Raw genomic sequence first — 12813 nt, 5'->3', positions numbered from 1 at the left:
GGAATTTCTATGCATATCCGCCCTGCCGAGCTTGCCGACGCCCCCGCGCTCACCGCCATCTACAACGCCGGCTCCGCAGCGAAACCCGCCGCCAACTTGGTCACCTGGCAAGAAGATGTGGCTGACCGTGAAAAGTGGCTCAAGGAGATGTTTGAGGCCGGCTCCCCGGTCTTCGTAGCCGTACACGATGATGAAATCATTGGTTGGGCCGCCTATTTCCAGTTCGTGACCCCTGCCATCTATTACGGCACCGTCGAAGATTCCGTCTACATTGCTCCCTCCGCCCAGGGCAAGGGCGTAGGCTCCGAGCTTCTCGACGCCCTCATGGACTACGCCGCTGATGACAGCTACGTACAGACGATGATCACCTATATCGTCGATACCAACGAAGGCTCTATCGCCTTGCATAAAAAGTTCGGCTTTACCGAGACCGGCCGTATGCCGAATATCCATACCAAAGACGGCGTCCGCCTCGGCCTGGTACACCTCCAGCGCGATTTCCAGCGCTAACCGCCAGGTTTTTCCCCGCCGCTCCGCGCCCCTCAGCACTGGAGCACACAAATAGCCGCGTTATGCCCTTAACTTCCTAAAAATCGGGCGATAACGCGGCTATTTATATGGTGTTACTTGGAGACAGGCGCCCACTCTGGACCGGTTTCACCCAGCTCTGGGTCCAGCTTGGAGACGAGCGGCTTAGGCTTTGTCAAAGCGGTGCCCGGCTCTACTTGGATGCGCTCCCACTTCGCCTGCTGCTGGGTGTAGTCACCCATGATAATCGGATATTCGTGGCCCTCTGGCGGTAAACCAGCGCCCACGAGTTCTACCGGAATATCGTCCTTGACGTCGTGTACCTCCGGCTGGGCGGCCCACACGCCGCTGCGGCCCAAGGTTTCGTGCACCTTCTGCGCGGTAAACGGCAGGTAGGGCGTGAGCATGACATTGCAGTCAGAAACGACTTGGAGGGCGGTCCACAGCACGGTGGCTAGACGCTCGCGCTGAGACTCATCCTTGGCTAGTTTCCATGGCTCCTGGTCTGCAATATAGGCATTGGCCTCGCCGACGACGTGCATGATAGCGGTAATCGCCTGCTTAAATTTGGACTGCTCCAGCAAACCACCGGCAGTGTCGAAGGTCTCCTCCGCCAGCTGCAGGATTTCTTTGTCCTTTTCTTCTAATGCTGCTGGTGCGGGAACCTCTCCGAAATTCTTAAAGGCCATAGATACGGTGCGGTTGACCAAGTTACCCCAGCCATTTGCCAGCTCATTATTGATACGGCGAACGAACTCATCCCAGGTAAAGTCCGTGTCATTGTTTTCAGGGCCAGCCACGGCAATGAAGTAGCGCAGGGCGTCAGGGCCGAACTCCGCCAAGAAGTCCTTGACATAGATGACAACACCCTTGGACGAGGAGAACTTGGATCCAGACATGGTCAAGTACTCGGAGGAGACGATTTCCGTAGGCAAGTTGAGCTCGCCGTACTTGTGGAGTTCCCCGCCCTTGTTGCCCTTACCGGCATAGCCCAATAGCTCGGCCGGCCAGATCTGGGAGTGGAAGGTGATATTGTCCTTGCCTTGGAAGTAATAGTGGCGGGCGTCTGGGTTCTGCCAAAAGTCCTTCCAGGCCTCGGGCTGACCGGTGCGGTACGCCCATTCGATGGAGGAAGACAGATAGCCGATGACCGCATCGAACCACACGTAGAGTTTCTTGGCGTTATTGTCCTGCCAGCCCTCGACGGGGATAGGAATTCCCCAGTCAATATCGCGCGTCATGGTGCGCGGGCGCATATCTTCAAGCAGGTTCAGGGAAAACTTCAGTACGTTCGGGCGCCAATCTTCGCGGGTAGAAAGCCACTTTTGCAGCTCATCCTTGATGGCTGGCAGATCCAGTAGGAAGTGTTCGGTTTCGATGAATTTCGGGGTCTCACCGTTGATCTTAGATACGGGGTTGATAAGGTCCACGGGGTCGAGCTGATTGCCGCACTCATCGCATTGGTCACCGCGGGCGCCATCCGCACCGCAAATTGGGCAGGTGCCCTCGATATAGCGGTCCGGCAGGGTACGTCCGGTAGACGGCGAAATAGCGCCCTTGGTGGTCTCTTTGAGCATGTAACCGTTGGCATACAGGCCTTTGAACAGCTCCTGCACCACGGAGTAGTGGTTACGGGTGGTGGTGCGAGTAAAGAGATCATAGGACAGGCCAAGGTTGGACAAGTCAGTAACGATCTGACGGTTATAGCGGTCTGCGAGCTCACGAACGGAAACGCCCTCTTTATCCGCCTGTACCAATAGCGGAGTGCCGTGCTCATCCGTACCCGAGACCATGAGTACGTTGCGGCCACGCATTCGCTGGAAACGTGCAAAGACGTCGGAAGGAACACCAAAACCGGCCACGTGTCCGATGTGGCGCGGGCCGTTGGCGTAGGGCCAAGCAACATTAACTACTACAGACTCAGTCATGGGTTCTACTTTATCGAAGCCGACTCCTATACACACGATTAGGGCAGACATTTCTCCCGCAGGTGAACTGCATTTTCAGCAGAAAGCGCCCACCGCTTCCCTACCACTAAGGAAACAATGGGCGCTTTAGAGCAGCCGCGAAGAAAGCGATTTACTTCCGCTTCATCGGGTGCTTCAGGCGTTCGTTGCGGCGCTTCTTCAGAACCTGCGTGCGCTGGTACTCGCGGTGCAGGCGGCGCTCGCGGGCCATCTTGCGCTGGAACTGCTGTGCCTCGCGGTATTCGAGGTAGATAACATCCTCGCTCAACGCCTTGTAGATGGCGAACATCAGTCCAACCACGATGAACAGGAATGGCAGTGCAGCAACGATGGTGACGTTCTGCAGGTTAGACAGTGCATCCTCATTGGCCAAGAGCAGGGTCAGGCCTACCAAGGCAGTCAATCCACCCCACGCGGCGGAAAGCCACGGCTTAGCAGTAGCGGCACCATTTTGGGACATGGAGCCCATCACCGTGGACGCGGAGTCTGCCGAGGTAACGAAGAAGGTAGCCAACAGGATTGCTGCAACGATGCCGGCAACGAAACCGCCAGGCATGGACTGCAGGAGGTTAAACAGCTCTTCCTCGGCAGATTCGCCGGTGATGGATTCGCCGTTTTGCTCCATGTGGATGGCGGTGCCACCGAAGATAGCGAACCACAGGGTGGATACGCCGGCTGGGATGAGCAGGACGCCCAAGCAGAATTCGCGGACGGAACGGCCGCGGGAAATACGAGCCAGGAACATGCCCACGAACGGGGACCAGGAAACCCACCAAGCCCAGTAGAAGATCGTGTAACCGGAAAGCCACTCAGCGGCGGCGCCGTTTTCGGACTCGGCGGTGCGGCCGATCATCTCGGTGAAGTAGTTGAGGTAGTTACCAATGGAGCCAGGAATCTGGTTCAGGATGGTAACGGTCGGGCCCAAGATGAACACGAAGATCGCCAACACTGCGGCGAGGACCATATTCGCATTGGAGATATACTGAATGCCCTTGCCCACGCCGGACATCGCAGACAGGATGAACGCGAGGGTCAGAACCAACACAATGCCGATAACCACGGAGTTGGTGGGATTATCGATGATTCCGGATGCCTTCAGTCCGGCCTGAATCTGCAGGGCACCCAGGCCCAGGGAGCAGGCGGTGCCGAAGACGGTGGCGAAGATAGACAGGATGTCAATGAGCTTGCCCACTGCACCATTAGCATTACGCTCGCCAATCAGCGGCACGAAAGCCTGGCTCAACAACTGCTTACGGCCGATGCGGAAGGTGGAGTATGCAATGGCCAAGCCAACGATGGCATAGACCGCCCAAGGGTGCAGCGTCCAGTGGAACATTGCATAGGCCATGGAAGATCCAACGTTGCCGGTGCCCTCACCTGGGGTGCCGTCACGGTAGTTAGCTAGCGGCTCGGAGGCACCATAGAACATCAGGCCGATGCCCATACCGGCGGCAAACATCATGGCGATCCATGAGGGCGTGGAAAATTCCGGCTCCTCATTAATGCGGCCCAGCTTGATGGAGCCGAACTTGGAGGCGGCAATGAAGACAACGAACACCACAAAGACGGTGCCGAAGAGAATGTATGCCCAACCAAAGTTGTCGACTACCCAGGTCAGGGCCGAAGCGGAGAAGTTGGCAAAGTTATCCGGGGCAGCCAAACCCCAGACGACGATCGCGGCAACAAGCACGCCGGCGATGCCGACGATGGACCAATCGATTGGCATATTGTCACGATCGGCCACAATTTCTACCTCAGGATCGTCGTAGCGCTCCGGGTGGAAACCGTCGGAGTGAATCATATCCTGCAGCTGGCCGGTGGCAGATTGTGCGTCCAGCTGTTCGTCTACAGTCTGATAATTCTCAATAGGCTGCTCGCTCGAAGAAGCCGAAGCCGGCTGCGCATGTGCGCCGACCGGTTCCTTTCCTTCTTCTGGCACGCCTGTGCCCATATTTTCCGAGTTTGTCATGAACTATACAGTGGTGCGGAACTACTCAATTATCAAACGAAGCAGTAAGAAACTTCGCTGCTCAGCGCCATTTCCCAGGAATTTTCCACGCTAATTTGAACAGTTTTTACGCTTCATTTCCCCATGTAAATAGCGCTTTAAGCCACCCACACGCCCGAGCACTATAACAATTCAGTTACAAAGTTTGCTTTAGTGAAGCCATCTGCGGGTACCAAAAGTTGTGACTTAATCAGCACGTCGATAGGGGCTAGTCCTTGCGAGCTGCTAAAGCGGCGTCATAAAGCTCGCGGTTGGAAACCTCGGTGTCTTTCGCTACCTGCTTACAAGCATCCTTTAGCCGCATCCCCGCCGCCGCCAATTCCATCGCCTGGGGAACCAAATCTGCGGCGGTAGCGGCCGCGGCGGTTCCGCCCTCGATCACCACAGTGATTTCTCCCCGTGCCCCTTCAGCCGCCCACTCGGCCAACTCTTCCAAACTGCCGCGCCGGACTTCCTCATAGGTTTTAGTAAGCTCCCTGCACACCGCTGCCGGGCGCTGGGCGCCGAGGATATCCGCGGCCTCGGCTAGAGTTTCGGCTACCCGGTGTGGGGATTCAAAAAAGACGATGGCGCGCTTTTCGTTACGCAGTGACTCTAACCAGGCCTTGCGAGGTCCGGGCTTGCGGGGAGGAAAGGCGTCGAAGAGGAAGTGACCCACGCCGAGGCCGGACAGCGCCAAGGCCGTTGGGACGGCAGAAGGGCCAGGAAAACAAGTCACGGGAATATCCCGGTCAGCTGCTGCAGCCACAATAGACAGTCCTGGATCAGAAATGATGGGCATGCCGGCATCCGTAACGACGAGGACGGTGCCGGCTGCGGCGGCGTCGATAAGCTGCTGGGCTCGCTCCTTTTCATTGTGATCAAAATTGGACACCACCCGCCCAGAAATCTCGATGCCCAAAGCTTGCGCCAAGTTCCGCACGCGCCGCGTATCCTCGGCCGCAATGACGTCCGCATGCCGCAAGGCATGCATTAAACGCGCGGAGGCATCTCCCACGTTTCCCAGCGGCGTGGCGGCGAGGATGACCCCGCGCGGTAATGGATCCAGACCTGAAACAGACATATCTCTAGCATTCCATACTCTCTAATGCGCGGGCGCGGTGCCTTGTCGCCTAGACTCAACCAAGTGACTATTGCTACCGCTGCCCCATCGCGCACCACGCACGACACTGTGGCCCCGCCAGCGCCCCGCACCTATCAGTGGGGCAAGGCTGACTGGATAAGCACTAGCGTCGTTGGCGTACTCGCGCTCATTACCCGCTTTGCCGGATTGACCGCGCCCGTATCAAAGGGCACTCCTGTCTTTGATGAAAAGCACTACGTTCCGCAAGCCTGGGACATGGTGCGAAGCTGGGATAACCTCTTCATCGGAGGTATAGAATCCAACCCCGGTTATGGCCTGGTGGTTCACCCACCGCTGGGCAAGCAGATTGTGGCGCTGTCCGAATGGGTCGCTGGCTATTCCCCACTGGGCTGGCGTTTTATGACTGCCCTCTTCGGCGCAGCCACCGTGCTCTTGACGATGTCCCTGGCCCGCCGCGTCTCTTTATCCTGGCAGGTAGCAACCCTGGCTGGCCTCATCGCCGTCTTTGATGGTGTGCTTTTGGTCTCTTCCAAGTTCGGCATGTTGGACATTTTCCAGGTCTTCTTTGTTGTCTCGGCCGCCTGGGCACTTGCTCGCGATCATAATCAGATGCGCCAGCGCCTCCACACCGCTTTCCTTAAAAATCGTTTGGGCTCCTCCGCCTTCGGACCACGCTTTGGATTCCGCTGGTGGCGACTCCTCGCGGGCGTCTGCCTTGGCCTTTCCCTGGGGGTGAAGTGGTCCGGCCTGTACTTCATCATGTTCTTTGGCCTCATGTCCGTCTTTAGCGATCTTGCCCTGCGCAAGCGCTATGGCGTACGCCGCTACATAGTGGGCACTCTCGTGCGCGATACCCCTGCTGCCCTAGCCTCCCTCGTACTGGTGCCGGTGCTGCTCTACGCCTGGACCTGGCGAGCCTGGTTTTCCTCCGAAACCGCCGTGTACCGCCACGCCAAAGTAGATGGAACGATCGAGGACGGATCGTGGCTGATGCACCTGCCCGAATCCCTGGCAGGCTGGTTCTACTACCATTCCTCTGTCCTAGAATTCCACGCCAGCCTGACTTCCTCCGGTGGCCACCACCACCCGTGGGACTCTAAGCCTTGGGCGTGGCTGGTAGCCGCCCGCCCCATCTTGTACTACTCCTCCACCGACCTGCAATGCGGTGATGGCAGCAACGAGTGCCGCAAGATGCTCTACCTCTTTGGCACACCGGCTATCTGGTGGCTGGTCATCCCGGCCGTCCTGTGGGGCCTGTGGTCACTTATCATTCGCCGCAATCGCAGCTTCCTCATCCCCTTGGTGGGCTTTGGGGCAGGTTTCTTGCCCTGGCTTGCAGCCTTTGACCGCCAGATGTACTTCTTTTATGCCACTGCGTTTATCCCCTTTGTCATCGTGCTCATTGCCTTAGCGCTCGGCCAGCTCATCGGCCGTGGCAGGCCAGTGCAGTGGGGATGGCTCAAGAGTTTGGCAGGCGGCCCCGTACGCTGGGGAACAATCGCCGCCGTGTTCTACCTAGCCCTGGTAGTGGCGATGTTCTTCTATTTCTCTCCCATTTTGTACGGCTACAAGATTCCAGATTCTTGGTACCACTCCATGATGTGGCTGCCTAGCTGGACCTAGCCGCACGAAAGCGGGGCTTATTGAGGTTGCGCGTTGAGGGACCTCCACCAGGCGCGCACTAAGTAGCCCTTTTCTGCCGCCCAAGCCCACGCCAAGCTGAAGGTCGCCAGCGCGGTAGCGATAAGAAAATATACCTGTTCCATGGTTACGGTGCCCAGCGCAATATCGCGCATGCCGAACCCGAAGAGGAAAGCAAACATCGTGGCCGAGACTGGGAGCAGGCCAGTCACCGCCGCGGGGCGCCAGGCACAGAAAAATAGGCCGCAGGCCATGCCGAAGCGCACGGCTGCGCCTTCCATCAGCAGGTTGGCCCGTTCAGGATCCGCCGTGGGATCTAGTACCTTTCCTTCCTCACCCAACGGTACGAGCCCAGAGGAATGGACGATGAGCACTACTGCCCAGATCGCAAAGATGGCACCCATCAGCACCATGGCGGCACGCGCAACCGTCAGGTTGGCTTGGCGAGCGCTCGAGGTGCGCCGCCATTCCGGCTCCACGCCGGCCAAGATGACATCGGAGAGATCCGTTGGTGGCGCCATACCGGATTCCGCAGGCTCCACAAAACGCAATGATCGCGAAAGCGCGGCCGCCTTATCGCGAAAGGCGCGGCATTCGGCGCAGCTTTCCAAGTGCGCATCGATTACGTCCTCTGCTAAATCTGAGTGCTCACCATCCAGCTGCGCAGAAATCGCCGCTTGGACTTGGCTATGCGTCAACATTGCTGAGCACCCCGTCCATGCTGGCTCGACCGGAGCCAAAAATCACGATCATCAATAAGGACATCAGCAAAACCAGTGGGTATTCGATTCCGCCTTCGGCAGCAAAAAGACCATGTTCCAAATGCACAAAGTACAGTGCGCACCCCATCAGCAGGGCAAGCGCGCCGGCCACAAAAGTGGTGAGCAAACCGACGACGAGGAAGGCGCCCCCAACCATCTCCCCGATGGCGGCGATATAGCCGGAAAGCTGTGGCTGCGGCACCCCAAGGGCGGAAAATTGCCCCACGGTTTCGTCCATGCCGGTCATAAACATCTTATCCACGCCGTGTGCGACAAAGATTAATCCGAGGACCGCTCGAAAAATAAGCAAAGCAGCATCGCGTACGGCAGGTCTATTCATGCTGAACAGATTACCCTGAACCCCTCACCCGATGCGAAGGCAATGGCCTTCGCCCATACTGCTGGGGATTTCGCCCTTTGCCGGGGAAGGAACGGCATATAGTGACGCGGACTGTTTCAATGGGAACCACGCAGAAAGATTAAAGGAGAACACCATGAGCAAACCAGCTACGCAGTCCGAAAAGCGCACCGCCTTAGTCTATGACGATGATGGACTTGGCCGCCCGCCTTGGGCAATGTCCTCGCCGATGTTGAAGGAGTATTACGACACCGAATGGGGCCTGCCTATTTTTGATGAAGCAGCTCTTTACGAGCGTTTGAGCCTCGAGTCTTTCCAGTCCGGGCTTTCCTGGGCGGTGGTTTTGAAAAAGCGCGAGGCCTTCCGTGCGGACTTTTGCGGCTTCGATCCTGAAAAAGTCGCTCAATTTACCGAAACGGATGTTGAGCGATTGCTTGGCGACGCCTCCATTATTCGCAACGAGACCAAAATCCGCGCCGCCATCACTAACGCCAAAGCCACTATCGCCTTACGCGAAGAAGGCGGGCTGGCGGAATTCATTTGGTCCTTCCAACCGCCGGAGAACCTCTACCCCACCGCAATGGAAGATATTCCGAAAAAGAGCGACGAATCCAAGTTGATGTCACGCGAGCTCAAGAAGAAGGGCTTCCGCTTTGTTGGCCCCGTCACCTGTTTCGCACTCATGGAGGCGATCGGCATGATTGATACCCATCTCATCGGCTCTCACCGCCGCGGAACCTCCGGGGTATGGCACGACAGCGGTGTGCCGCATTATGGCCTAGCGCAGGAATACAACGCGCTCACGAACCCGCGGTCAGCGCCTTCCACTGAACTTCGGAACGCGGCCTGCTAAGCCGGCTTCAGTTCTTATCCAGCGCGACGGGCTGCTAGGTCATCGCGCCGGCTATAGCCGTCGGGCCCGGCGTGGGGGCCATCAAAATCGCCGTCTTCCCCATCGTTATAGCGCAGCGGAAGGTGCACAAAGTCAGGGCTTTCGTCATCGATCTCCACGATCACAGCGCCTGGGCGGCGCAAGTTGCGCGGAATCTTCAAAGCTTCATCCTCGGCGTTGCGCACGCCCAAACGGGCGCGGCGCAAGTGGCGCACACGGCGGCGCATCAGGGCTCGCTCCTGACGAACCTGAGCGCGAAGAGCCATCAGATAGACAACTGTGAGCACACCGGCCACCGCAGCCAACCACCAGGTCCAGCCGCCGGCCACGATCCCCAGTGCCACCGTGAGTACCACGGCCACGGCTAGGCCCAGCAGGGTGCGCTGACGGCGCTGGTAACGAGTAACAGACTTTTCCTTTTCTGCTACCGGGTCCCAGCCGCCACGGCCCATGCGACGCTGCGCGAATTCCACCTCATCCTCGGACAGGTTGGTATCCATACCGGCGTCCTCTGCTACAGCGGTTTCCATGAGTTCCCCAGAGTCCTCGGCCTCTGCCTTGTCCACGGATACCGGCTCAGCGTTAGCCGTGCCTTCCGAATCGGCAGAATCCTTCTCAGCGACCTCGGCCTTATCTACGGCACCGGGGTACATAAGGTCCACCGGCGAGGTATAAGTCTCGTCGTAGTCATAGGCATCACTCGCCACGGTAGAGACCGCGGGAGCGCTAAAGACCTCTGACTCGGCGGCAGCAATATCGGAAGAGTCATCTTTTGCGGCCTGGTCTGCGGCGTCTTCCTCGTCCTCAAGAAGTACGTCATCGGCATCATCGAATTCGGTGTCGTCACCAACTGCCGCCGTATCAGCCTGCTGGGAGGCTGGGACCGCGACTGCTTGGGGCTGAACTGCAGAATCGTCGCCTTCTACAGTCGCTTCCTCGACCAGTTCGCCGTCGATAGTATCTGCTTCTGGCTGAGTGTCCTCACCAGCTGCGGAGGAAGACGCCGCAGAAAACGCACGGCTGCCGGTACCGAAAGGCTGGGACTTCGCGCGGCGGGCAGCACCGGCAATAGTCACGGAGCGCGAAGAGGGCTTAGTAGCCTCGGCATCCGACTCATCCACGCCGGTGTCTGCGGCCTCTACTACTTCATAGTCCGCCTCGTCCTGGTCCTCGCGGCGGTGCACATCATCGGCACGCAGGCGTGGACGCCGGCGGCCAGCGACCTTGCCAGAATCTCCTTCAAAAAGGACGCGAGTATCTTCAAAGGCCTCACCAGTATGGCTCATTGGGCGGTTATTCCTACCCAGAATCCATGGTGCGAGGACGAAGAGCCACACCACGATGATCGCGATAACCGGCACAGCTGTCGACACGAAAAGGACCTTCCCCTTGAATACAGATGATTACTCCACTCTAAACGGTGAAACCGCACCATAGCACCCCAAATTCCCACAAATTACAATGTTGTGACTTCTGTGAAAATTGAGGTCGAAATCCCAGCAACTGTGGAGCTATTTCACGCCAACCGGCCAGCCTGGCGCAGGCGCTCGACAGCCGTGGAGGCATAGTCTTCTTTAACTAAAGCCACGTAATGGTGGTCCTGCCAGGCACCGTCTATATGCAAATTGCGACGCAAGTATCCCTCGTGTCGAAAGCCATTGGCGGCTAAGACGCGACCAGAGGCAGGATTGCTCTCTAGATAGGTAGCGGTCACCCGGTGTAGGCCCACCCGTCCAAAGGCGTGGTCCACGCCTAAGGCGGTGGCAGCCGTAGCCACCCCGGCGCCGTGGATCGCGGAATAAACCCAGTAACCAATCCAGCAATCGCGAATGCTGCCATGCTGAATATTCCCCAAGGTGATTTGGCCTACGAATTGGCCCTCCACTTCAATGACAAGTGGGACCACCAGTGCCTCACGGGCGGCGGTACGCAGGTACATCAGATGATTCCACCACGCCTGCTGGCTATGCGCCGCCGCCCAAGGTGCCGCTTGGGTCGGCTCGACTGAGCGGAGGAAGCTTTCATCTTCGATACGTTGGCGCCGCCACTCATGCCCATCAGATCGCAGCAGCGGCCGCAGGCGCATCCGCGCCCCCGAAGGGAAGACAGCGGAAGCGGGAAGCCTAACAAAAGGAGTAGATTCCGGCCATCCCGGATGCATGTCATCCGTGGGGCCGGTAGCGGGAAGGCGGAACCTATCCGCCGCAGTGCCGAAGGGATCGAGCATTAGCTACGCTGGGTCAAAAACAACACATCGACCACATCGCCCGGGCGGATTTCCGTTACCTCTTCCGGCACGCGAATCATGGCATTGGCCTCCGAAAGACCGGCCAATAGGTGCGCTGGGGCACCCGCGGCACCGCCCAGCCCTTCCACCAGATAATCCGCGGTTTCCGCATCGCGCATCAAACGAGCGCGGATGAAGCCGCGCCGGCCGGGGCGGGAATCGATGTGGTTCAGCGCGCGGGCACGCACCACACGGCGGTGCGCATTGCGTTTGCCCAGTGCCAAACGAATGAGCGGGCGGATATATACCTCGAAGACCACGAGCGCGGATACGGGATTAGACGGCAGCAAGAAGGTAGGAATGCGTTCCTCGCCCACCAGACCAAAACCCTGGACGGAGCCGGGATGCATGGCAACACGAGAGGTATCGATATCACCAAGGTCATCAAGGATCTCACGGATGGCCTCGGCGCCGGCTCCACCAACCGCACCGGAGATGACCAGGACCTCGCTGCGAGCGATGTGCTTTTCCAGCGCTTCGCGGATGCGGCGCGGTTCACCCTCGGCGATGCCAACGCGATGCACCTCTGCCCCAGCCTCGCGAGCCGCGGCGGCGAGGGAATAAGAGTTGACGTCAAAGACTTGGCCCAGTGCCGGTTCTTGGTCCAAATCAACCAGTTCGCGGCCAAAGGAGATGATGGTGATGCGCGGGCGCGGATAGACCAATACCTTAGAGCGGCCAACTGCGGCCAGCAGGCCGATCTGGGCGGGGCCCAAAACGGTGCCGGAAGATACAGCCACATCGCCAGGTTGGATATCGTCGCCTACCCGGCGAACAAAGTCACCGGAGCGCACCGGGCGATGGGCGGTGACGCGTTTGCGGCCGCGGTCGGTCCACTCGAGGGGAAGGACGGCGTCGGCAAGCGTGGGCAAAGGCGCACCCGTATACACACGCACGGCTTGCTTGGGCTGCAGGCGTAACGGCTGCTTGGAGCCGGCCGGAACCTCGCCCACCACGGGCAAGGAACGCTCGACCTCCGGTTGCTGGGGTGCCTTCTCTTCTTCCCCCTCCGCAGCCTGCTCCTCCTGCTCCTTGGGACGGCGGAGCCTTAGGCCGCGCTCGCCTCCAATATCAACGGCGCGCACCGCATAGCCGTCGATGGCTGCCTGCGGAAAGCCCGGCAGGGGCTGGTTTGCTTGCACCTCCTCGGCGCACATTAACCCCAACGCGTTGGAAATACCGATGCGCACCGGCTCCGGCGTGTTCGCCGCATCCGTTACCAGCGCCAACTGGTCATCAACTGAACGCATAAGGTCTATGCCAGCCCTTTCTTCGCTTTCATGTCCT

The 12813-nt window shown here is 58.7% G+C and carries 11 protein-coding genes; 3 read left to right on the top strand and 8 right to left on the bottom strand.

All coding sequences use genetic code 11. From position 1 onward, the window contains the following. Positions 1-9 precede the first annotated feature (9 nt). A complete protein-coding gene (locus QP904_RS05315) occupies positions 10-510 on the top strand; it encodes a GNAT family N-acetyltransferase (protein WP_023021958.1) in 501 nt (166 codons plus the stop codon). A gap of 113 nt (positions 511-623) precedes the next feature. Here QP904_RS05315 and metG read toward each other — a convergent pair whose 3' ends face one another. The 3 genes from metG to rsmI all read right to left on the bottom strand — a co-directional run bounded on the left by metG (position 624) and on the right by rsmI (position 5566). Beyond that, a complete protein-coding gene (gene metG / locus QP904_RS05310) occupies positions 624-2456 on the bottom strand; it encodes a methionine--tRNA ligase (protein WP_084279147.1) in 1833 nt (610 codons plus the stop codon). Positions 2457-2607: 151 nt separating this feature from the next. Next, positions 2608-4464, bottom strand: a complete 1857-nt coding sequence (locus QP904_RS05305; protein WP_284835673.1) for a BCCT family transporter — start codon at positions 4462-4464, stop codon at positions 2608-2610. 247 nt (positions 4465-4711) lie between these two features. After that, the gene (rsmI, locus tag QP904_RS05300) at positions 4712-5566 is read right to left on the bottom strand and encodes a 16S rRNA (cytidine(1402)-2'-O)-methyltransferase (RefSeq protein WP_200287936.1); all 855 of its coding nucleotides are present in this window, start codon (positions 5564-5566) and stop codon (positions 4712-4714) included. 24 nt (positions 5567-5590) lie between these two features. Here rsmI and pmt point away from each other — a divergent pair, with 24 nt between their 5' ends. Next, positions 5591-7210 carry a protein O-mannosyltransferase gene (gene pmt, locus QP904_RS05295; protein WP_239205256.1) on the top strand — a complete coding sequence of 540 codons (1620 nt, stop codon included), beginning with the start codon at positions 5591-5593 and terminating at the stop codon, positions 7208-7210. Between the two features lie 17 nt (positions 7211-7227). On the opposite strand, the gene QP904_RS05290 is transcribed toward pmt, so the two are convergent. Both QP904_RS05290 and QP904_RS05285 read right to left on the bottom strand, forming a co-directional pair. Further along, positions 7228-7929 carry a zf-HC2 domain-containing protein gene (locus tag QP904_RS05290; RefSeq protein WP_284835672.1) on the bottom strand — a complete coding sequence of 234 codons (702 nt, stop codon included), beginning with the start codon at positions 7927-7929 and terminating at the stop codon, positions 7228-7230. Further along, positions 7916-8329, bottom strand: coding sequence for a DoxX family protein (locus QP904_RS05285; RefSeq protein WP_284835671.1), 414 nt, complete (start codon positions 8327-8329; stop codon positions 7916-7918). Before QP904_RS05285 ends, QP904_RS05290 begins: the two co-directional genes overlap by 14 nt. Before the next feature lie 154 nt (positions 8330-8483). Here QP904_RS05285 and QP904_RS05280 point away from each other — a divergent pair, with 154 nt between their 5' ends. Beyond that, on the top strand, positions 8484-9200 hold the full coding sequence (locus tag QP904_RS05280; RefSeq protein ID WP_248099119.1) for a DNA-3-methyladenine glycosylase I: 717 nt from the start codon (positions 8484-8486) through the stop codon (positions 9198-9200). Positions 9201-9214: 14 nt separating this feature from the next. Here the strand turns inward: QP904_RS05280 and sepX are convergent, their stop codons facing one another. The 3 genes from sepX to glp form a co-directional block, all read right to left on the bottom strand. Then, entirely contained in the window at positions 9215-10612 is a 1398-nt protein-coding gene (sepX, locus tag QP904_RS05275) for a divisome protein SepX/GlpR (protein WP_284835670.1), read from the bottom strand. A 143-nt stretch (positions 10613-10755) separates the two neighbouring features. Beyond that, positions 10756-11466, bottom strand: a complete 711-nt coding sequence (locus QP904_RS05270; RefSeq protein WP_023021967.1) for a GNAT family N-acetyltransferase — start codon at positions 11464-11466, stop codon at positions 10756-10758. Next, complete coding sequence (gene glp, locus QP904_RS05265; protein WP_023021968.1) at positions 11466-12776, bottom strand: molybdotransferase-like divisome protein Glp; 1311 nt, start codon at positions 12774-12776, stop codon at positions 11466-11468. Before glp ends, QP904_RS05270 begins: the two co-directional genes overlap by 1 nt. Between the last annotated feature and the right edge of the window lie 37 nt (positions 12777-12813).

It is taken from the genome of Corynebacterium nasorum (assembly GCF_030229765.1).
In the GTDB taxonomy this organism is placed as follows: domain Bacteria; phylum Actinomycetota; class Actinomycetes; order Mycobacteriales; family Mycobacteriaceae; genus Corynebacterium; species Corynebacterium kefirresidentii.
This window is presented reverse-complemented; position numbering and strand designations above follow the sequence as displayed.

Bases quoted from the DNA above. Each gene is read 5' to 3' on its own strand.
- glp (WP_023021968.1), bottom strand. From the start codon at position 12,776: ATGCGTTCAGTTGATGACCAGTTGGCGCTGGTAACGGATGCGGCGAAC.
- QP904_RS05280 (WP_248099119.1), top strand. From the start codon at position 8,484: ATGAGCAAACCAGCTACGCAGTCCGAAAAGCGCACCGCCTTAGTCTAT.
- metG (WP_084279147.1), bottom strand. From the start codon at position 2,456: ATGACTGAGTCTGTAGTAGTTAATGTTGCTTGGCCCTACGCCAACGGC.
- rsmI (WP_200287936.1), bottom strand. From the start codon at position 5,566: ATGTCTGTTTCAGGTCTGGATCCATTACCGCGCGGGGTCATCCTCGCC.
- pmt (WP_239205256.1), top strand. From the start codon at position 5,591: ATGCGCGGGCGCGGTGCCTTGTCGCCTAGACTCAACCAAGTGACTATT.
- QP904_RS05305 (WP_284835673.1), bottom strand. From the start codon at position 4,464: ATGACAAACTCGGAAAATATGGGCACAGGCGTGCCAGAAGAAGGAAAG.
- QP904_RS05285 (WP_284835671.1), bottom strand. From the start codon at position 8,329: ATGAATAGACCTGCCGTACGCGATGCTGCTTTGCTTATTTTTCGAGCG.
- QP904_RS05270 (WP_023021967.1), bottom strand. From the start codon at position 11,466: ATGCTCGATCCCTTCGGCACTGCGGCGGATAGGTTCCGCCTTCCCGCT.
- QP904_RS05290 (WP_284835672.1), bottom strand. From the start codon at position 7,929: ATGTTGACGCATAGCCAAGTCCAAGCGGCGATTTCTGCGCAGCTGGAT.
- QP904_RS05315 (WP_023021958.1), top strand. From the start codon at position 10: ATGCATATCCGCCCTGCCGAGCTTGCCGACGCCCCCGCGCTCACCGCC.